The sequence below is a fragment of the Variovorax palleresanus genome, from assembly GCF_051144945.1.
Classification (GTDB): domain Bacteria; phylum Pseudomonadota; class Gammaproteobacteria; order Burkholderiales; family Burkholderiaceae_C; genus Variovorax; species Variovorax paradoxus_S.
This window is the reverse complement of sequence record NZ_JBJNVP010000002.1, coordinates 4,132,626-4,152,606: the sequence shown is the minus strand read 5'-3', so window position 1 is coordinate 4,152,606 and position 19,981 is coordinate 4,132,626. Positions and strand designations below refer to the sequence as shown.

19 protein-coding genes are annotated in these 19,981 nt (G+C 67.0%); 4 read left to right on the top strand and 15 right to left on the bottom strand.

The annotated features are described in order from the left end of the window. Window positions 1-7 precede the first annotated feature (7 nt). Genes ACJ7Z0_RS23340 through ACJ7Z0_RS23320 form a run of 5 tightly spaced genes read right to left on the bottom strand, consistent with a single transcriptional unit; the run spans window position 8 to window position 6,544 of the window. Window positions 8-499 carry an aromatic-ring-hydroxylating dioxygenase subunit beta gene (locus tag ACJ7Z0_RS23340; RefSeq protein ID WP_434791723.1) on the bottom strand — a complete coding sequence of 164 codons (492 nt, stop codon included), beginning with the start codon at window positions 497-499 and terminating at the stop codon, window positions 8-10. Next, window positions 499-1,812 (bottom strand): aromatic ring-hydroxylating dioxygenase subunit alpha, encoded by a 1,314-nt coding sequence (locus ACJ7Z0_RS23335; RefSeq protein WP_434791722.1) that lies wholly within the window; start codon window positions 1,810-1,812, stop codon window positions 499-501. The genes ACJ7Z0_RS23340 and ACJ7Z0_RS23335 overlap by 1 nt, the downstream gene beginning before the upstream one ends. A gap of 20 nt (window positions 1,813-1,832) precedes the next feature. Further along, window positions 1,833-2,825, bottom strand: coding sequence for a PDR/VanB family oxidoreductase (locus ACJ7Z0_RS23330; RefSeq protein ID WP_434791721.1), 993 nt, complete (start codon window positions 2,823-2,825; stop codon window positions 1,833-1,835). A 13-nt stretch (window positions 2,826-2,838) separates the two neighbouring features. Continuing rightward, entirely contained in the window at window positions 2,839-4,347 is a 1,509-nt protein-coding gene (locus ACJ7Z0_RS23325; RefSeq protein ID WP_434792714.1) for an indolepyruvate oxidoreductase subunit beta family protein, read from the bottom strand. A gap of 4 nt (window positions 4,348-4,351) precedes the next feature. Further along, window positions 4,352-6,544: a thiamine pyrophosphate-dependent enzyme gene (locus ACJ7Z0_RS23320; protein WP_434791720.1), complete on the bottom strand. Its 2,193-nt coding sequence runs from the start codon at window positions 6,542-6,544 to the stop codon at window positions 4,352-4,354. A gap of 159 nt (window positions 6,545-6,703) precedes the next feature. On the opposite strand from ACJ7Z0_RS23320, the gene ACJ7Z0_RS23315 reads away from it, so the two are divergent. Further along, complete coding sequence (locus ACJ7Z0_RS23315) at window positions 6,704-7,180, top strand: MarR family winged helix-turn-helix transcriptional regulator (RefSeq protein WP_434791719.1); 477 nt, start codon at window positions 6,704-6,706, stop codon at window positions 7,178-7,180. On the opposite strand, the gene ACJ7Z0_RS23310 is transcribed toward ACJ7Z0_RS23315, so the two are convergent. The 6 genes from ACJ7Z0_RS23310 to orn form a co-directional block, all read right to left on the bottom strand. After that, window positions 7,177-8,055: a quinone oxidoreductase family protein gene (locus ACJ7Z0_RS23310; RefSeq protein WP_434791718.1), complete on the bottom strand. Its 879-nt coding sequence runs from the start codon at window positions 8,053-8,055 to the stop codon at window positions 7,177-7,179. The genes ACJ7Z0_RS23315 and ACJ7Z0_RS23310 overlap by 4 nt on opposite strands. Then, window positions 8,052-8,852 carry an alpha/beta fold hydrolase gene (locus tag ACJ7Z0_RS23305; protein ID WP_434791717.1) on the bottom strand — a complete coding sequence of 267 codons (801 nt, stop codon included), beginning with the start codon at window positions 8,850-8,852 and terminating at the stop codon, window positions 8,052-8,054. The genes ACJ7Z0_RS23310 and ACJ7Z0_RS23305 overlap by 4 nt, the downstream gene beginning before the upstream one ends. Continuing rightward, a complete protein-coding gene (locus ACJ7Z0_RS23300) occupies window positions 8,849-9,853 on the bottom strand; it encodes a 3-hydroxybutyryl-CoA dehydrogenase (protein WP_434791716.1) in 1,005 nt (334 codons plus the stop codon). Before ACJ7Z0_RS23300 ends, ACJ7Z0_RS23305 begins: the two co-directional genes overlap by 4 nt. Then, the gene (locus ACJ7Z0_RS23295; RefSeq protein ID WP_434791715.1) at window positions 9,843-10,916 is read right to left on the bottom strand and encodes an NAD/NADP octopine/nopaline dehydrogenase family protein; all 1,074 of its coding nucleotides are present in this window, start codon (window positions 10,914-10,916) and stop codon (window positions 9,843-9,845) included. Before ACJ7Z0_RS23295 ends, ACJ7Z0_RS23300 begins: the two co-directional genes overlap by 11 nt. A 214-nt stretch (window positions 10,917-11,130) precedes the next feature. Further along, window positions 11,131-13,056: a DEAD/DEAH box helicase gene (locus ACJ7Z0_RS23290; RefSeq protein ID WP_434791714.1), complete on the bottom strand. Its 1,926-nt coding sequence runs from the start codon at window positions 13,054-13,056 to the stop codon at window positions 11,131-11,133. Window positions 13,057-13,303: 247 nt separating this feature from the next. Then, a complete protein-coding gene (gene orn, locus ACJ7Z0_RS23285; RefSeq protein WP_434791713.1) occupies window positions 13,304-13,900 on the bottom strand; it encodes an oligoribonuclease in 597 nt (198 codons plus the stop codon). A gap of 58 nt (window positions 13,901-13,958) precedes the next feature. Between orn and ACJ7Z0_RS23280 the strand changes: the two genes are divergently transcribed. From ACJ7Z0_RS23280 to rsgA, 3 genes are read left to right on the top strand one after another with little or no spacing between them, the layout of a single operon-like run. Then, window positions 13,959-15,224 carry a M48 family metallopeptidase gene (locus ACJ7Z0_RS23280; protein ID WP_434791712.1) on the top strand — a complete coding sequence of 422 codons (1,266 nt, stop codon included), beginning with the start codon at window positions 13,959-13,961 and terminating at the stop codon, window positions 15,222-15,224. Window positions 15,225-15,252: 28 nt separating this feature from the next. Continuing rightward, window positions 15,253-15,603, top strand: a complete 351-nt coding sequence (locus ACJ7Z0_RS23275; RefSeq protein ID WP_055799535.1) for a 4a-hydroxytetrahydrobiopterin dehydratase — start codon at window positions 15,253-15,255, stop codon at window positions 15,601-15,603. Between the two features lie 12 nt (window positions 15,604-15,615). Next, the gene (rsgA, locus tag ACJ7Z0_RS23270; protein WP_434791711.1) at window positions 15,616-16,569 is read left to right on the top strand and encodes a ribosome small subunit-dependent GTPase A; all 954 of its coding nucleotides are present in this window, start codon (window positions 15,616-15,618) and stop codon (window positions 16,567-16,569) included. Between the two features lies 1 nt (window position 16,570). On the opposite strand, the gene hisC is transcribed toward rsgA, so the two are convergent. From hisC to rplS, 4 genes are all read right to left on the bottom strand, one after another. Continuing rightward, entirely contained in the window at window positions 16,571-17,659 is a 1,089-nt protein-coding gene (gene hisC / locus ACJ7Z0_RS23265; protein WP_434791710.1) for a histidinol-phosphate transaminase, read from the bottom strand. Between the two features lie 5 nt (window positions 17,660-17,664). Next, complete coding sequence (locus tag ACJ7Z0_RS23260; RefSeq protein WP_434791709.1) at window positions 17,665-18,666, bottom strand: CobD/CbiB family protein; 1,002 nt, start codon at window positions 18,664-18,666, stop codon at window positions 17,665-17,667. A gap of 48 nt (window positions 18,667-18,714) precedes the next feature. Next, window positions 18,715-19,434 (bottom strand): CoA pyrophosphatase, encoded by a 720-nt coding sequence (locus ACJ7Z0_RS23255; RefSeq protein ID WP_434791708.1) that lies wholly within the window; start codon window positions 19,432-19,434, stop codon window positions 18,715-18,717. A 145-nt stretch (window positions 19,435-19,579) separates the two neighbouring features. Then, on the bottom strand, window positions 19,580-19,954 hold the full coding sequence (gene rplS / locus ACJ7Z0_RS23250; RefSeq protein WP_028259815.1) for a 50S ribosomal protein L19: 375 nt from the start codon (window positions 19,952-19,954) through the stop codon (window positions 19,580-19,582). Between the last annotated feature and the right edge of the window lie 27 nt (window positions 19,955-19,981).

Sequence of the window (19,981 nt, the reverse complement as noted above, 5' to 3'; positions counted from 1 at the left end):
CGCGTCCCTAGATGAAAAGCTGCACGGCCGGCAAGGCCGCGTCGCAGTTGAGCAGGTTGACGCGCTTGAGCGTCATGCGCAGCGCGCCGTCCTGCACCGTGAGGTGATGGAAGAAGGTGCCGACGTAAAACTGGAGCTCATCGCCCTGCGATTCGGTGTAATGGAATTCGGTGCGCACCACATGACGATTGCCCTCGGCGTCGAACTGCTCGACCACCGGCATCTGAAGCAGGTGGTGGCAACGGCTCGCCGGCTGCTGGGAGAAGGCACGCGGGCTCTTGAGGCGCTCGATGCGCAGGTCGCGCAACAGCTTGTCCTCGTAAAGATGCGACGTGTGGTTGATGCCGTCTTCCTGGTCGGGCACGAGCGGCACCCAGTAGAAGGCGTCGTCGGTGAAGAGCGCGTTCCACTCCTCGTAGCGGCGCGTGTCGAGCAGGTGCACTTCGTTCACGACGAAGTCGATCAGGTCCTGGCGGGTGACTTCCGAGGTGCCGGCCATCACATGGTCTCCGTCATGCGCTGCACCCAGCTGCGATATTGGTTGCGCATCGGCAGCTCGCTGGTGCCGCCAGTCGTGATCTCGCCGCCCTTCAGCTCCGAAGGTTCGTAGTTGCGGTGCAGGCTGACCCAGTCGTTGCCGCTCGCGTGCAGCCCGGCCTGCATGCCGCGATACGCCTGCAGGTCGTCGTGCCCCACCACCGAGAACGGCGAGTTGATGAGCCGGTTGTACATGGTGGTGCGCTGCAGAAGCTCCGGCGGCGCGCCCTTCAGGCGAAAGGTCCAGCTCTCGATCAGCGTCTTGTCGGCGGAGATCGGCTTCACCACGCGGATCGCCTGGATCGCGCCCTTGATGGTGAGGTTCGGGTAATACACCGTGTTGTGCCGCGCCATGCCGAGGATCTGCGCCGTCTTCTCCTCGCCGTAGCGCGCCTTCATGGCGTCGTCGTACGCGGGAATCGCCTTGTACTTGCTGTGGATGCTGAAGTGCACCCCCGTGAAGCTGTGGCCGTGGTCGTAGGTGCGAATGCCCATGTCCTCGAAGAACTTGTAGTCCGACATGAAGGGCACGAACTGCTCCACCGCCATGGGCTTGGGCTCGTCCTCGGGCTTGTCGGCCCACATGCGCTTGGCGGTGCCGGCCGACGATTCGTGCGCCACCATCGGATGCATGGTGTCGTTGAGGTTCTCCACGAACATCTTCCAGTTGCACTGGTGCATGAACCGCAGGCACCCGCCCGCGATCTCGAGTTCGCCCTCGGGCGACCGGTCGGCCATGTTGTCGATGGAGCTCAGCGAATCGCCGAAGTACTCCTCGAAGCCGGGCCCCGCGTCGTTGATCTTCACGAAGATGAAGCCGCGGTAGCTGCGCACGTGCTTCAGCGTGGTCAACCCCTTGGCCGACTCGCATTCGTGCAGCGCCGTGTTCTCGTAGCCGGTCTTGAGCGGAATGGCCAGCAGCGAGCCGTCGGTCTTGAAGGTCCAGGCGTGGTAGGGGCAGCGGAAGAATTTTCCGGTGCTGCCGCAGGGCCCGTTCACCAGCCGCGAGCCCTTGTGGGCGCAGCGGTTCATCATCGCGCGCACGCTGCCGTCGGTGTGGCGCACCACGATCAGCGGGCGGCCGGCAATCTCGTTGCTGATCCAGTCGCCCGGCTTGGGCAGCTGGCTCTCGTGGCCCACGTAGTTCCATGTGTTGGCGAAGAAATGCTCCTGCTCGAGCTCGAACAGTTCCTGGCTGATGTACAGGTCGCGATGCACGCGGTCGTTCTGGACCAGCGCGCGGACCGCTTCGGGATTGTCTCGGTACGAGGTCATGGTTCTCGTGGCTCCTTGCTTCAGATGTCGAGCACCAGGCGCGCGCCCTTTGCGCGCGAGATGCAGATCTGCATGACGTTGCCTTCCGCCTTCTCTCGTGCGGTCAGCACATAGTCGCGGTGGTCGATCTCGCCTTCGAGCACGGGCGTGGCGCACACACCGCATTCGCCGCGCTTGCAGTCGAACATCGGATCGCAGCCGTTGTCGATCAGGCAATCGAGGATGCTCTGGTCGGCCGGCACCGTGAAGCGCCGGCCCGATTGCGCCAGCTCCACCTCGAAGGGCTGGTCGCCCTCCTCCGCGACGGGCTCGGTAAAGAGCTCGAAGTGCACGCGGTCGTGTTCCCAGCCACGCGCCTGGGTGCGGGCGAGCACGGCGTCGAGCATGACCTTGGGCCCGCAAACATAGAGGCGGTCGCCGGCGGGCACGTCGTCGAGCAGCGCATCGATGTCGAGCGGCGCGCCGGCCTCGGCATCCGCATGCACACGCAGGTCGGCGCCCAGCAGCGCTTGCAGCTCGGGCAGGAAGGCCATCAGGTCGCGGCTTCGGCCCGCGTAGTGCATGCGCACCGGGGCGCCTTCCGCGCGGCGCCGCGCCGCCATGCTCGTCAGCGGCGTGACCCCGATGCCGCCCGCGACGAGCACCGAACCGCCGGGCCCCGTGTGCAGCGGGAAGTCGTTCTTGGGCGATTCGATGATGAGCGTGTCGCCCTGCTTGAGCTGCTCGTGCATGAAGCGCGAGCCGCCGCGGCCTTCGGCCTCCTTGCGCACGGCAATCACGTATTCGGCTGGCGCGTTGGTGGCATTTCGCTCGGTCGCAAAGTTGATGAGCGAGTAATGACGCCAGTCGGCCTTGCCGCCCGGCAGCGACACCTTGACGCGGATGTGGGCCCCGGCCGCGAAGCCGGGCAACGCGCGGCCGTCTTCGGCACGCAGCCGCAGCATGCGGATCAGCGGATTCAGTTCGCGCACCTCGGCAATGCGCAGTTCAAGGGTGACGGGTTGGGCGGTCATCTGTGTCTCTTCGTCAGGCCAGCGCGTGCTGCGCCAGCGCGGCCTGCAGCTTGTGGCCGTGTTCGTCGGCAAGCGCGGCATCGCGCAACTCGCGCAAGGTGGCGGGCGCCAGCGCCGTACCCGCGCGCTCGACGGCGCGCATCACGGTGTCGTAGTTGCGGATGCCGCGCTCGTGCGTGTCGCTGTAGCCCTTGACGAGGCGCTGGCACTGCGCGAGCTCGACGGCGAGTTCGGGGTTGCGCTGTGCGGTGGCGGCAATGCGCTGCAGCCATTCTTCGATGCGGCGGTTTTCTTCCGCATAGCGCATCGTGGAGCGGCGCCAGCGCTTGCACGCCGCCACGGTGCGCAGCATCAGGTAGCCGCGAAGCGAACTGGTCTGGATCACGCGGCCGTGCTGCGTGAAGCGCTCGACGAGCTTCTTCGGCAGCGTGGAATTCATCAGCCAGCGGCCGATGCCGCCCGGCAGCGTCTCGCAGATTTCCTGCAGCCGCGGATGCATGTATTCGTTGATGGCGAGCACCTGGCCCGGCTGCACGCGGGCTTCGCCGCGCACGCGCTCGAAGCGGGTGGCGCGGGTCTTGAGCGCGGCGACGCGGGCGGTGTCTTCGTAGGACATCCACAGTGCAAGGTGGCGTGCGGTTTCACGCGGCAGGCGGTGATCGCCGCTGCCGGGCAGCGTGGCGATGGCGGCCATGCGGTCGAGGTACAGGCCGGCGTAGGCCGGATCCTGGTAGTCGATGAGGCGGCGCACGCCTTCGAGCAGAAAGTCTTGTGCGGCGAGCGGGAAACTGTGCTGCACGCGTTCGACCAGCGCGCGCACCGCGGGGTGGCGAGGCTGGGGCGCCGGCATGGCGACAACCGCCTCCGGCGGCGTCTCGCCATCGTCGCCACCCTGGGCGCGCGCAAACGCCGCGCCAAAGGCCTTGAGGCTGGGTTTGACGCCCACGCCGCCGCGCTCGATGGTGGCCTCGAACTGCGCACGGCTGAACGGCAGCACGCCCGAGCCCGCCAGCGCGCCGAACAGCACGGCGCTGATCACGCTGCCCGAAGCCTCGGCCGCCTGCGCCATGTCGAAGCGGATGAAACGCTTGGCGGCTCTTGCGGTGTGCGCGAGCAGCTGGGCGCTGTCAACGCGGCCATCGCCGAGCGCGCTCTTCTCCGCGATGGAGAACACGCGGTGCGTCGAGGCGATGAGCGTGGTGCGGTCGGCCGTGACCAGACCGCGCTGCACCGCGCGGCCCGCTTCCATGAGTTCGGACGCCAGCACCACGTCGACGTCACCCGGCAACGGCATCAGTGCCAGCACGGGCTGTCCGCCGTCCGCCCTGGCCTGCGACGCGGGGTACAGCTCGACGTAGTAGATGGTGGCGCCGGTTCGCTGCGCCACGCCCGGCACCGACGTGGTCTGGGCGACATAGCCATTGGCCTCGCCCATGTCGACGATCCAGTCGGCGAGCACGCCGCCACCTTCCCCACCCATGGCGAGGATCGCGATCTTGATAGGTTGAACCTTGTTCATCATCGCTTCAGAACGCATGGGCTTCGCGGCGGCGTGCTTCGCCGCGTTGCAGCCAGCCGATGACGGCGGCGCGCGCCCGGTCACGCACCCGATCCCAGCGGCTCGGGTTGCTGACGATCTGCGCTTTGTAGAACGAGGGGCACAGCACCGCGGCATGCGAGACCTCGCCGCACACGCCGCAACCCACGCAGCTGTCGAGCACGGTCGCGACCGGGTCGGTGCGCAGCGGATCGGGGTTGGGCTTGATCGAAAGCGAGGGGCAGCCCGAGAGGCGGATGCACGAGTGGTCGCCGGTGCAGGTGTCGGAATCGACGCCGAACTTTTCACGCACCATGCGCTTGCCGTCGGCAATGGCTTTGCGCACCAGCGGCTTTTCGCGGCGCTGCTTGTTGAGCATGCATTCCGACTGGGCGATCAGGACCTTGGGGCCTTTTTTCGTCGTGGTGAGCGCGTCTTTCAGCGCATCGCGCATGCCGGCCACGTCGTAGGTGCGGCGCAGCGTCTTCACCCACTCCACGCCCACGCCGCGCACTGCGCGTTCGATCTCGTGGCCGGTGCTGCGCGTCTTGTTGACGGCGTTCGACGAAAGGATGTCCTGCCCGCCCGTGGCCGAGGTGTAGTTGTTGTCGACGACGATGGTGAGGTTGTCGCTCTTGTTGAAGACCGCGTTGGCCACGCCGCTGGTGAGGCCGTTGTGCCAGAAGCCGCCGTCGCCCATCATCGAGATGGCGCGTTTGCCCGCCGGCGCATTGAGCGCCGCCGCGCCGGCTCCGCCAAGGCCGTAGCCCATGGTGGTGTTGCCGATGTTGAAGGGCGGCAGGATGGAGAACAGGTGGCAGCCGATGTCGGCGCTGACGTGGTGCGCGCCGAGCTCGCGCTCGACCAGCTTCATGGCGCTGAAGATCGGGCGCTCGGGGCAGCCGGTGCAGAAGCCCGGGGGACGCGCATGCACCACTTCGCTGAGCGACGTGGATGGCAGCGCGGGCTCGGGCGCGCCATCGACGCCGATGGCGGCCACTTCCTTGAGCGGGATCACCTTGCGCTGCGCGACGGGCGCTGGCAGCGGCGCCAGGCGCTCATAGCGCTCGCAGAAGGTGCGCGCGCCCTTCAGCAGTTCGGACGCGGTGTACTCACCCGCCACCGGCAGCATGTCCTTGCCGTGCAGCGCGGTGGCCGAACCGGCCTGGCGCAGGATGGTGGCGAGGTTCTGCTCGACGAAGTTGGGCTGCCCTTCTTCCACGATCAGCACCGCGCGCTTGCCTTCGCAGAAGCGGATCACCTCGCTCTCGATGACGGGGTAGGCCACGTTCATCACATAGAGCGGGACCTGCGTGTTGCCGTACACATCGGCCAGGCCGAGCCGCTCCAGCGCGCGCAGCAGCGTGTTGTAGCTGCCGCCCTGCACGATGATGCCGATGTCGTCGGCATCCTCCGAGAAGAACTCGTTGAGCTCGCGCTCCTCGATGAAGCGCACCGCGGCGGGCCAGCGGTCCTTCACCTTTTCCTGCTCGTGAATGAAGCTCGCTGGCGGCAGCACGATGCGGCCGACGTCGCGCTGCGGGTTCTCGAGCGCATCTTTCAGCGTGAACTTGGCGCGCTTGTTGTCACCGGCGATGAAGTGGCCGTGCACGTGGCAGGCGCGGATGCGCAGCTGCAGCATCACGGGCGTGTTGCTGGCCTCGGACAGGTCGAAACCCTGCTTCACCGCGTCGACGATGCTCGGCAGGTTGGGGCGCGGATCGAGCAGCCAGATCTGCGACTTCATCGCGAACGCATGGCTGCGTTCCTGCATGATCGATGAGCCTTCGCCGTAGTCTTCGCCCACGATGATCAGCGCACCGCCGGTCACGCCACCGGAGGCGAGGTTGGCCAGTGCATCGGATGCCACGTTGGTGCCCACGGTGGCCTTGAAGGTGACGGCGCCGCGCAGCGGGTAGTTGACCGATGCGGCCAGCGTGGCGGCCGCGGTGGCTTCGCTCGCGCTGTTCTCGAAGCGGATGCCCTGCTCCGCAAGAATGTCCTGCGCATCGGCCAGCACATCCATCAAATGCGAGATGGGTGCGCCCTGGTAGCCGGCCACATAGGAAACCCCCGATTCAAGCAGGGCCTTGGTGACCGCCAGAATGCCTTCACCGCGAAATACCTCGCCACCGGAAAGCCGCAGCTTCTTGACTTCTTCGACGAACGAACGCTCAGCCATGTGGGTCCTTGTTCTCTCTCGTGGGACGATGCGAGCAAGCTGCCGCACCGTGGTTCCTATAATGTTGACAAATGAATGTATCCACAATCATGAATTACCCTAGACATGCAAGCAGCGTGCCCGCGGCTGGCGTGAGGCTCGTGGCCGTGAGGTGCCTTCATGGCTGAGCAGCCGCCCGAACCGCATCGCTTCGTCGATGACTACCTGCCCGCACTGCTGGCGCAGGCCAGCCAGCTGATCTCCTCGGAGTTCCACGAGGTGGCGCGGCAGCAGGGTTTTTCCGTGTCGGAGTGGCGCGTGATGGCGTCGCTCGCGGGCAGCGAGCCGATCAGCATCGGGCAGCTCGCGCAGGTGACCGTGACCAAGCAGCCGACCGTGACACGCTTGCTGGACCGCATGGAAGCACGCGGACAGGTCGAGCGGCTGCCCCATGAGAGTGATCGCCGCATCACGCTGGTGCGCATCACGCGCAAGGGGCTGAAGGCGGTGGAGCACCTGATGGAACTCGCGCGCGACCACGAGCGGCGCGTGCTCGAGCCCTTTGGCCTGCGGCGCGCCGAAGAGCTGAAGCAGACCCTGCGGCAGATGATCGACCTGCACGTGCATGTGCCGGTCGGGGAGCCGGAAGAAGACTAGGGAACCAGCACCGCGCGGCCGCGATGGCCACGCTGCGCGATCCATTCGAGCGCCACGGCGGCATCGGCGAGCGCGAAGCTCCGCACGTCGAGATGCAGGCGGCCATCGGCCAGGCGCGCGAGCAACTCCGGCGCTGCGGCGCGGCCGGCGGCTTCGCGCCTGAACATGTTGAGCGGCAGCAGCGCGACGTCACGCTGCAGGAAGTGCGCAATGTCGAGCTGCAGCGAGGGCCCCGCCGTGTAGCCGATGAGCACGGCGCGCCCGCCGGGCCGCACGGCAGGCAAGGCCGCCGAAAGCACGCTGCCACCGACCGCGTCGATCAGCAGGTCCGCACTCGCGATGGCCGGGGCCTCGGCCTCCGGATCGACCGCCGCCACGGTGCAGCCAAGCTCGCGTGCCAGTTGCACGGCGAGCGAGCCCACGGCGCCGCTCGCGCCTGTCACCAGCACCTGCTCGCCGGCCTGCAGCCTGGCGACTTCATGCAGTGCCACCCATGCCGATGTGGTGGGCGAGAAGAATGCGGCACCGAGCGTCATCGGCAATGCGTCGGGCAAGAGGCCAAGCGCTTCATCGGGTGCATCGATCTGCTCGCACCAGGTGCCGTCGAACAGCGTGCCCAGGCCGCTGCCGCGCAGCCACACGCGCTGCCCCGCAGCGTAACGGTCGCTCTCGACGACGACGCCCGCGGCCTCCACGCCCGGCGTGTAGGGCAGCGGCGGATGGCGCAGAAAGCTGCCGCGCCAAACGGTGCGGTCGATATGGCCGACAGTGGCCGCATGCATGCGAACGATGGTGCGGCCGGCCCGTCGCACCGGATCGGGCACCTCTTCGAGCACCGGCGCCGCGTCGAAGCCGTGGATGCGGATGGCTTTCATGGCAAGGCCGAAAGAAAGTCGAGCACCGCTTGCGCAAAGGCTTCGGGCATCTGGTCGGGCAACGGCACCATGCCGCCTTCGATGTCGACGATGCGCGCATCCGGCAGATGGTGCCGCAGCTCCTCGGCATGCGGTGCGGCAAACGGATCGCCGGTGGCGCGGATGACGAGCGCGGGCTGCGTCACGCGGCCGATGCGCTCTTCCATGCGGTAGGACGCGACGGCGCGATGGCCCTCCTCCACACGATGGCCGACCTTCAACGCATCGAGCACGAAGGCCTCGAGCAGATCGGGGCGGCCCGGCGGGTAGAAGCCCTGGCGCTTTTGCCAGAGTGCGGCCAGATGGCTTCCATCGTCGCTTGGCGCCACCTCGTCGATGGGCGGCCTCTGGGCCCTGGCGATGCGGAAGGCTTCGCCGGTGTACGGCGTGGACGACAGCACGAGGCCGCGCACGCGATCAGGAAAGGCCGCGGCCAGCTCGATCGCCACGACGCCGCCGGTGTGATGGCCCACCACATCGGCCTGCCGGATGTTCAGCGCATCGAGCAGTTCGCACGCCACGCGCGCCCATTGCGCAATGCTGGCCGGCACGCCGCCGTCCGACGAATCGCCGAAGCCCGCGGTGTCCATGGCAATGGCCCGGTATCGCGCGCCGAGCAGCGGCAGCACCGCACGGTACTCGGCCCAGCTGCGCGGCGACTGATGCAGCAGCAGCACGGCTGGCGCATCCGCATCGCCGCACGCCGCGTAGTGCACCTGCCCCACCGACAGGTCGGCAAAGGCGCGGCGGATCGTCATGAACGCGTCTCGTCGGCGGGCGCGCGCCACAGCCCGGCGTGCTTCAGTTCACCCAGCGTGCGCGAGAGCACGTCGCGCCGGTAGGCTGCGATGTCGCGGCCTTGGTAGTCGTAGAAGCCGCTGCCGCTCTTGAGGCCGAGCCGCCCTTCCTCGACCATGCGATCGACGATGGCCGGCGCGGTGTAACGGCCCTTGTCGATCGAGGCCGACATCTCGCGGCTCGCATGGTGCAGGATGTCGCAGCCGCCGAAGTCGATGAACTCGACCACGCCGAGCGCGGCGAAGCGCAAGCCCAGGCCATAGCGCGTGGCCTTGTCGATTTCTTCGGCGGTGGCGGCGCCCTCCTCGATCATTCGCGCAGCCTCGTTCATCACCAGTGCCTGCAGCCGCGGCACGATGTAGCCCGGCGATGCGCCGCAGACCACGGGCAGCTTGCCGATGGCTTCCATCAGCGCCTTGGTGCGCGCGAGCACGGCGGTGTCGGTGCCCGGATGGCAGCTGAGCTCGACCACCGGAATCACGTAGGCCGGGTTGAGCCAGTGCATGTTGAGAAAACGCCCGGGCAATCGCACCAGCGCCGCGAGCTGCGTCACGAGGATGCTGCTGGTGGTCGAGGTCAGGATGGCGTCGTCGCGGCAATGGCGGTTGAGCTGCTCGAAGGCCTCGCGCTTGGCCTCCATGGTCTCGGGCACGCCTTCGAACACCAGCTCGGCGGCGGCCAGTGCCTGCGGCGCCGCCTCGGCATTCACGAAGCTCACCCGCTCGGCGATGCGCTGGATCTGCGCCGCATCGATCACGCCGAGCTGCGCCAGGCTCTCGAGGCTGTTTTCGATCTCGGCCTTGGCTTCGCCCTGCAGGCGTTGCCAGGCTTCGTCGCTGCGCTGGCGCAGGTCGACCAGGGAAATGCGGTGGCCGGCATAGGCGAACGCAATCGCGATGCCGCGCCCCATGCGGCCGGCACCGACGGCGGCGAAGCGGGGCAGCAATGGCTCATTCGCCATCGTGCAGCCTTTGCTCGAGCTGCGCCGCGCTCAGCTCGGCAAGGCCCAGGCTTTCGAAGGTGCGCGGACCGTAGCGCAGCTCGCGGCCGAGAAAGCCGCCGACGATGGCGAGCAAGCCGTGCGCAATAGGCGCATCCACACCGGCATGGCGCGCGGCCGAGGCCAGGAACGCGAGGCCGAGCTCGGTGTCTTCGGTGATGTAGCGATGCGTGTGCAGGTCGATGTTCTCGCGCCAGTCGCCCGACTTGACGAGCTGCTTGTGCGCATCGCCGTACATCCACCGGTCGTTGTCGTAGTGGTCGGCCAGCGGATAGTGCGGCGCGCCCTGCCCGAAGGCCTCGCGCACCGCGATGCGCTCGCGGTCGAGCCGGTCGGTCACGTCGCGCACGGCGAGCTGCGTGCCTTCGTTGTGGATGTCCCAGCGTTCGAAGTGCTGCAGCGGGGCGGCGTTCATCACCATCAGAGGCGGGTGGATGACCGGGCCGGCGTTCATGAGCGCGCCCGAGAGCGCATTGCCGCAGGCATGCACGGCCGGGTAGGCCCTGCGGATCACCTCGATGGCTTCGGCCTCCTTGCGGGCCGGGTACACGCCGGTGGGCAGGCGGATGGCGCGGATCGTGACATTCACTTCGCGCTCGCCGTGCTTGCGTGCAAGGTACGGCAAGGTGCCGGTCTCGGCCCAGGCCACGTCGGCGCGGTTGCCGGCCTGCCGCACCGTTCTTGCCATCACGTAGCTGCCGAAGGTGCCCGGCGGCAGGAAGACGACCTGGCCGTCGACCAGGTGCGGCGCCATGGCAAGCGCGATGTCGTGCTGCGCAATGGCGGGCGTGGGAACGACGATGAGTTCTGCACCCTTCAGCGCCGCGGCGATGTCGGCGGTGGCCAGCGCAAGCGGCACCTCGCGCGCGCCATCGGCATCCTTCAGCGTGATGGCCCCGGCTTGCACGACCGGCTCGAGCGCGGCCGCGTCGCGACGCCAGAGGCGCACCTCATGGCCGGCTTCGGACAGGTCCGCGGCGGCCGCATAGGCGCCGTGGCCACCCCCAAGAATCGCGATTTTCATGGTCGAAATTTGAAAAGCAGATATCGATGAACCGGCGGCCGCGATGCGGACCGGGGAAGCAATGCGCTATTACATTACTTTTCATCGATTCATGTGTCAATCAAAATCCGCTGCAGGGAGCCCCTCGGAAACCCGCAATGAAAAAGCCCGCGCTTCTTGCGAAGCGCGGGCTTTCTTTTGGGGCGAGACGGCCGGCTGGCCGCTTCGGAATGGATCAGCGCGTGGGCTTGAACGCACGCTTTTGTGCGTCGCGGGGCACGAACACCTTGCCCGGGCCGCCATGGCCTGCGCCATTGCCGCGCGGTGCGAAGCCTTCGCGGGGTGCAAAGCCTTCACGCGGGGCGAAGCCACCGTCGCCACGGCCACCGCCATGACCATGGCCGCCGCGCGGGGCGCTGTCGCCCCAGCCCGGCTTGCGGCCGTAGCCACCACCGTTGCCGCCGTCGTCGCGGCTGCCGCCGAAGCCGGCGTTGTTGCCGCCCTGGAAGCCGCGCGGGCCCTGGTGACCTTGGCTCGGGGCCGGACCGCGTGCGTTGCGGTCGTTGAAGCCGCTGGCACCGGCGTAGCCGCCGCTGTTGCCGCCGCGGTAACCACCGCCGCCGCCTGCACCGCCATTGCCGAACTTGCGGTCGCGCGATTGGTTGTCACCACGGCCACCGCGGTACTCGCCCATTGGGGGACGCGATTGCGGCATGCGTTGTTGCGGCTCGAGGCCGGCGACCACTTCGGCCTTGAACTGCTGGCGGCTGTACTGCTCGATGTCCATGATCTTGCGGCGATCGCGGAATTCGGCAAACGTGATGGCCAGGCCGTCGCGGCCTGCACGGCCGGTGCGGCCGATGCGGTGGGTGTAGTCCTCGGCCTTCATCGGCAGGCCGAAGTTGAAGACGTGGGTGATGGTCGGCACGTCGATGCCGCGGGCGGCAACGTCGGTGGCCACCAGGATCTGCACCTGGCCCTGGCGCAGCGCCATCAGGCGGCGGTTGCGCAGGCCCTGGCTCAGGGCGCCGTGCAGCGCCACGGCGCTGAAGCCTTCTTGCTGCAGATCGCCGGCGAGGCCGTCGCATTCGACTTGCGTGCTGGCGAACACGATCGCCTGGTTGATGCTGGTGTCGCGCAGCCAGTGGTCGAGCAGCTTGCGCTTGTGCTGGCTGTTGTCGGCCCAGTACAGCGATTGCTTGATGTTGGCGTGCTTTTCCTGCGGGCTGTCGATGGTGATGCGCTGCGGCTCGCGCATGACGCGCTGGGCCAGCTGCTGGATGCGCGGCGCGAAGGTGGCGCTGAACATCATGGTTTGCTGGCGCTCGATGGTGAGCTGGTTCACTTCGGCCAGGTCGTCGGAGAAGCCGAGGTCGAGCATGCGGTCGGCTTCGTCGACCACCAGGAACTTGACCTGGTCGAGCTTGAGCTGCGACGAGCGCTGCAGGTCGAGCAGGCGGCCGGGGGTGGCCACCACGAGGTCGGCGTTCTGCAGCTTGGCGATCTGCAACTGGTAGGGCATGCCGCCCACCACGTTGGCAACGCGGAGGCCCCGGCAATGGCGAACCAGTTCGATGGCGTCGTGCGCCACCTGCTGCGCGAGTTCGCGCGTCGGGCACAGGATCAGGGCGCCAGGGGTGGCGGCCTTGAAATGACGCGCATTGGTCGGGTCCTTGCGCTTCGGCTTCTTCGGCACGGCTTCGCCGCGGGCAGCGGCTTCGGCGGCCAGGCGCTGGAATTCGGCCTTGGCTTCAGCTTCGGCTTCGGCCTGGCGCTTGAGCAGCGTGTGCAGCACGGGCAGCAGGAAGGCCGCGGTCTTGCCGGAGCCGGTCTGGCTGGAGACCATCAGGTCGACGAAACGGGCCTTGCCGTCCTGGCCGGCTTCACCGCCCATGGCGAGCGGGATCACCTTGTCTTGCACGGTGGTGGGCTGGGTAAAGCCCAGGTCGGCCACGGCGGCGATCAGTTCGGGCGCGAGGCCGAGCTTGACGAAGCCGTTGGGCAGGCGGGGCTCTTCGGCCACGGCCGCTTCGGGGGCTGCTGCGTCGAGCGCCTCGAGAATCGGTGCCTCGGACACGGTGTCCACGGCGGCGATGAATTCGTTGTTGTTGGTGGATTGCACAGGCGCGAACTCGCCCTGCGCTTCAAAAGCGTCGGTCATGTAGATATCAATCTCAAACGCGAGCGCTGCCGAAGGCGGCGCCCCGTTGGTGGTTAAAAACATCAACCATCCAACGACATTCAGCTTCTGGCTTACGCCGGAGGCTGCGGCCCTTTTTGATCAGCGGATGCGATCGGGCGCGGTGTGCAAGATAGGGAGATGCAAGAGACGCCGACCAGAAAAACCAAAAATACCGGTAACCCGGATCAGCGAAGCCTTCGATTATGGCACGGGTCGGGGTTTTTACCTAATCCGTGAGTTTTAGAAAGGTTTCACGGTAGTGCGCGAGCTCCTCGATGGATTCGTGCACGTCGGCCAGCGCGGTGTGCGCCTGCTGCTTCTTGAAGGCGTTGTATGCCGCCGGCTTCCAGCGCTTGGCCAGCTCCTTCAAGGTGCTGACGTCGAGATTGCGGTAGTGGAAGTACGCCTCGAGCTTGGGCATGAACTTGACCAGGAAGCGCCGGTCCTGCCCGATGGTGTTGCCGCACATCGGCGAACCGCTGCGCGGAATGTACTTGGCGATGAATTCCAGCAGTTGCTGCTCGGCCGCCGCTTCGTCCAGGGTGGAAGCCTTCACCTTGTCGATCAGGCCGCTGCGGCCGTGCGTGCCTTTGTTCCAGGCGTCCATGGCGTCGAGCACCGCGTCGCTCTGGTGGATGACCAGCACGGGGCCGTCGATGCGGGGCGTGAGGTCGGGGCCGGTGACGACCACGGCAATCTCGAGCAGGCGCTCCTTCTCCGGGTCGAGGCCGCTCATTTCGCAGTCGAGCCAGACCAGGTTCTGGTCGCTTTTCTTCAGGACGGGCGTGGCTGTGGCGGTCGTGGGGTCAAGGGATTCGGGCATCGCTGGATTGTCGTCGAAGGTCTGCACCGGCCGGACCCGAGGGCTAAACTCGACGCTCATGTCCTATTCGCTCATCTTCACCATTGCCTTCGCCTCTGCACTGGTCGCGGGCCTGCTCGTGAAGTTCTGGCTCGCCTCGCGGCAGGTGCGCCACGTGGCGCAGCACCGCGGCGCGGTGCCGGCCGCTTTCGAACACACCATCAGCCTCGCCGCGCACCAGAAGGCAGCCGACTACACCATTGCCAAGGCGCGTTTCGGCCTGGTCGAGATGGCATGGAGCACCGCTTTGCTGCTGGGCTGGACGCTTTTGGGCGGGCTCGACGTGCTCAACAAGCTGCTGCTGGCCTGGCTCAGCGGCGGCATGGTGCAGCAGTTGGCCCTGCTGGCGGCGTTCGCGGCCATCGGCGGCCTGCTCGAGCTGCCATTCACGCTCTGGCAGACCTTCAGGCTCGAAGAGCGTTTCGGCTTCAACAAGATGACCCTTCGCCTCTGGCTTGCAGACACCCTCAAGTCGACGCTGCTCGGCGCGGCAATCGGTCTGCCGATCGCGGCGCTGATCCTCTGGCTCATGGGCGCCGCCGGCACCATGTGGTGGCTCTGGGCCTGGGCCGTGTGGATGGGCTTCAACCTGCTGGGGATGCTGATCTACCCCACGTTCATTGCGCCGCTGTTCAACAAGTTCAAGCCGCTCGACGATCCCGACCTCAAGGATCGCGTGACGGCCTTGATGAAGCGCTGCGGCTTTGCCGCCAAGGGCCTGTTCGTGATGGACGGCAGCACCCGCAGCGCCCATGCCAACGCGTACTTCACGGGCTTTGGTGCGAGCAAGCGCGTGGTGTTCTACGACACGCTGCTGCGCCAGCTCAGCGCAAGCGAAGTGGAAGCCGTGCTCGCGCACGAACTCGGCCACTTCAAGCACCGCCACATCGTGAAGCGGCTCGTGGCCATGTTCGCGCTGAGCCTGGCGGGCTTCGCGCTGCTGGGCTGGGTGTCGACCCAGGTCTGGTTCTACACGGGGCTGGGCGTGCAGCCCAGCATGACGGCGACGGCGCCGAACAATGCGCTCGCGCTGCTGCTGTTCATGCTGGCGGTTCCGGTGTTCGGCTTCTTCGTCGCGCCCCTGCCCGCCCGGCTGTCGCGCAAGCACGAGTTCGAGGCCGATGCGTATGCCATTGCGCAGACCAGCGGCGCCGACCTGTCGACGGCGCTGCTCAAGCTCTACCAGGACAACGCGTCGACGCTCACGCCCGACCCGGTGTTCGTCAAGTTCTACTATTCCCACCCTCCGGCCTCCGAGCGCCTCGCGCGCATGGCGGCGGCCTGAAAAAATACTTGCCCCGGAAGCCGAGACCATGAGCAGCATGTTCAAGCCCAAAGACTGGAAAAACATTCCTCCCCGCCACGCATTGAGCGCCACCGAGATCGTGTCCGGCCTCGCCAAGCTCGACGGATGGAAGCTCAGCGGCGACGGTGCCAACGTCGCCATCGAGAAGACCTTCACCTTTGCCAACTACTTCGAGACCATCGCTTTCGTGAATGCGCTGGCCTTCATCGCCCACACGCAAGACCATCATCCGGACTTGTCGGTGCACTACAACCGCTGCGCCGTGCGCTTCAACACGCACGACGTGGGCGGACTTTCGGTCACCGACTTCGAATGCGCACGCCAGGCGGATGCGCTGGTTGCGGGCCCCACCGCATGACGGATCACGCCCGTGGCTAAGCCGGGCCGCGCCGCTGCCTCCGCCGCCTCTGCTGCGAAGACGCTACACGACGGTCTCGTTGTTGCCAGCCATGGACGTCATTGCCTCGTCGAAACACCCACCGGCGAGCGGCTGATCTGCCACCCGCGCGGCAAGAAGAGCCAGGCCGTGGTCGGCGACCGTGTGCACTGGCAGGCCACGGAGGACGAGGGCACCATCGAAGAGGTGCTGCCGCGCCGCAACCTCTTCTATCGACAGGACGAGATCCGCACCAAGTCGTTTGCGGCCAACCTTGACCACGTGCTGATCCTGATCGCGGCCGAGCCGGAGTTTTCCGAGCACCAGTTGGCGCGCGCATTGATTGCGGCGGAGGCCGAGCGCATCACGCCGATCATCGCGCTCAACAAGAGCGACCTGGTCGAGCCCTTCGGGCGCGCATGGAACAAGCTGGCGCCCTATCGCCGCATGCATCACGGCGTGCTGCCGCTGTCGCTGAAGGCATCGGGCGAAGCAGACTATGCGTCGCTGATGAAGCTGCTTGCCGGCAAGTCGACCCTCGTGCTCGGACCCTCCGGCTCGGGCAAGAGCACCCTGACCAACCTGCTGGTGCCGGGCGCGACCGTGCTGACGCAAGAGATTTCGCAGGCGCTGAACTCAGGCAAGCACACGACCACCAGCACCACCTGGTACTGGATCGACGAGGCACGCACCACCGGCCTGATCGACTCGCCGGGCTTCCAGGAATTCGGGCTCAACCACATCCAGCCGATGCAGCTCGCGAAGCTGATGCCCGACATTGCCGAGCACGCGAACGACTGCAAGTTCTACAACTGCACCCATCTGCACGAGCCCGGATGCGGCGTGATCGCGAACGTGGATTCGCCCGCCAGGCCGGGGCCGATCAGCGCGTCGCGCTACAAGATCTACGGCGAGCTCTTTGCCGAACTGAGCCAGTCCCGCTACTGAACTACTGAACGCCCAGGATCGATTCGAGCGCCCGCACCAGTGCCCCACATTGCTCCCGCGTGCCGATGCTGATGCGCAGGTACTGCGCAATGCGCGGCTGCTTGAAATGCCGCACCAGCACCGCACGCTCGCGCAGCTGCGCCGCGAGTTCAGCCGCATCGCGCTTCGGATGACGCGCAAACACGAAGTTGGCGTGCGACGGCAGCACCTCGAAGCCCAGGTCTTCGAGCTGCAGGCTGAGCCCTTCGCGGGTATCGACGACCTTGTCGCGCGTGGTCTTGAACCAGTCCTCGTCCTCGAGGGCCGCCACCGTGCCCGCCGTGGCGAGCCGGTCGAGCGGATAGGAATTGAAGCTGTCCTTGACGCGCACCAGCGCATCGATCAGGTGCGCCTGGCCGCAGGCAAAGCCGACTCTCAAGCCGGCCAGCGAGCGCGACTTGGACAAGGTCTGCACCACCAGCAGGTTCGGATATTTGCCGACCAGCGGCAGCGCGCTCTCGCCGCCGAAATCGACATACGCCTCGTCCACCAGCACCACGCGCCCAGGGCACGCCGCGAGCAGTTGCTCGATGCGCGCAAGCGGCAGCCCGATGCCCGTAGGTGCGTTCGGATTGGCGATCACCAGGCCGGCACAGCCGCCGCGGGCACGGGCCGCCATGGCATCGACGTCGATGCGCAGACCCTCATCGACCGGCAACAGTTCGCATGCAATGCCATAGAGCTGCGCATAGACCCGATAGAAGCTGTAGCTCACGTCGGGCATCAGCAACGGCTCGGCCTGCTGGAAGAAGGCGAAGAAGGCGTGCGCCAGCACCTCGTCCGAACCGTTGCCCGCAAACACCTGGTCGGCTTGCAGGCCGTGGCGCCGGGCCACCGCTTCGCGCACTGCAAGCGAAGTCGGGTCGGGATAGCGCTCCAGGCCGCTCGCTGCCGCTTGCTGGATGGCGTCGACGGCGCGCGGCGACGGCGGGTACGGGTTCTCGTTGGTGTTGAGCTTGACGAGGTTGGCGATGCGTGGCTGCTCGCCGGGCACATAGGGTTCGAGCGCGCCGATGCGCGGGCTCCAGAAAGCCGGTAGCGAGGTGGTCATGTCGTTCAGCCGAGCAGCCGGGCCAGCGTGAGCAGGGCCAGCAGCACCATCCACATCACGACCGAGCGCCAGACCAGGCCGACCACGCTGCGCAGGTGGCCGGGCTCGGGCTCGCGGCCCGGCGTGCTGCCGCTGTCGAGCCGGCGGCCGTCGTCCACTGAATCGCCGGCCTGCGCGCGCGGCAGCGGATCGGTGACCGGAATCGGGCTCAATGCACCGCCCCCAAGGCGCACGTTGACCGCGCCCGAGGTTGCCGCGAGGATCACGCCGTCGTTCTCGCTCGGAAAGCGCCGCGCGTCGTTGCGCCAGCAATCGATGGCCTCTTCGAAGCTCCCGACAACGGCGAAGCCCAGTGCGGTGATGCGCGCGGGCAGCCAGTCGATCGCGTGCCAGGCGCGCTCCGCGGCCCGCTGCACCGAGACACTCGAAGGCTGTATTGCGGCGCCGTTCTTGTGCATCCAGTAGCGCGAGACGAATTCGCTCATGCGATAGAACGCCGCACCGGCCGGCCCCAGGCCCAGGGCGGCAAGTATCGAGAACCACGCCAGCACGCCGAACACGTGGCGATGCGCCGCGATCACCGAATGCTCGATCACGTGGCGGACGATTTCGCTGCGCGGCAGGTCGGCCGCATCGACACCCTGCCAGTGCGCCAGCAGCGAACGCGCGAGCGGCTCGTCGCCTTCGTCGAGCGCATCGCGAATGTCCGTGAAGTGGTGGCTGAACTGCCGGAAGCCGAGGGTGACGTAGAGCACCGCAATGCTCCAGAGCACGGCGAACGGAAGCCCCAGCGTGAGCACCAGCAGCCAGTGAATGCCCAGCGTCAGCAAGGTGGGCACGAACACCGCAAGGGCCCACGCAACCCATCCGTGATGCGGCTTGCCGGCATCGAAGTTGCGGCTGGTCCAGCGCGTCCACGCCAGCACGCCGCCGTACACCGGGTTGTGGGGGGCGAGCGGCCGCACCTGCTCGATCAGCAACGCACACAGGATGGCAAAGAAGCTCATCCTTCGATGATAGCGAGAGAGCTTGCGAAGGCTTGGCCCGGCCCGAGGTCAGGCGCTGAGAAAGCGATAGAGGTTGCGCAGCATGCCCGCGGTGGCGCCCCAGACGAAGCGCTCTTCGGCGCCGTCCTGGTAGGGCATCGAGTACCACTCGCGGTGGGTGCCATCGGGCGCGGGCACGGTATGGCGGCGGTGGTTGGCCGGGTCCATGAGCCAGGCCAGCGGCACCTCGAAGGCCAGCGCCACTTCGTAGGGATTGATGGTGAGCTCGAAGTCGGGCTTCACCAGCGCGACCACGGGCGTCACGATGAACGAAGTGACGGTCGTGTAGGTCGGAAGGCTACCAAGCACTTCGATGAACCGGGCGGACAGGCCCACTTCTTCCCAGGCTTCGCGCAACGCGGCCGCCGCGGTGTTCGCGTCCTCGGGGTCGACACGGCCGCCCGGAAACGCGACCTGGCCCGAATGAGTGGACAGGTGCGCGGTGCGCTCGGTCAACAGCACGGTGGCGCCCTGCGGCCGCTGCACGATGGGCACCAGCACGGCTGCCTGCGCCGGCACACGGTCGGTCAGGCGCGGCTCGCGGCGCAACTCGGGCATCCACGCCGGCGGGGTGGCAAAGCGGCTGCGCAGCGCCTCGGTGGTCAACTGCGCGGGTGCGACGGCGGGCAGGCCGTCGGGGCCGCCGACCACCGGCGCCTTGCGCGGGTCGATCGCCAGCAGCGTGGGCGGCACCACGGCATTGACGGGTTCGACGGGAGCAAATGGCATGGGGGCGGCGGAATCGGTCAAGTGAGGGAGTTTCAGTGAAGGAGTAGAGCGTAAAAAAGCCGTGCTGTCTTTTTGCAAGAAACGTGCGCGGCGCACAACGCAAAAAGCCGCCAGAGTGGCGGCTTTTTGCACGGCAGGAAGCAGCTTACTTGGCAGCCTGCGACTTGCCCGGCAGCTTTTCCTTGATACGTGCCGAACGGCCGCTGCGGTCGCGCAGGTAGTACAGCTTGGCGCGGCGGACATCGCCGCGGCGCTTGATTTCGATGCCGGCGATCAGCGGGCTGTAGGTCTGGAACGTACGCTCCACGCCTTCGCCGCTGGAGATCTTGCGCACCGTGAAGCCGCTGTTGAGGCCGCGATTGCGCTTGGCGATCACGACGCCTTCGTAGGCCTGCACGCGCTTGCGGGTGCCTTCGACGACGCTCACGCTGACGATGACCGTGTCACCGGGCATGAAATCGGGGATCTTCTTGCCGAGGCGGGCGATTTCTTCCTGCTCGAGGGTTTCGATGAGGTTCATGATTTCCTGATATTCGATCGTGCTCGC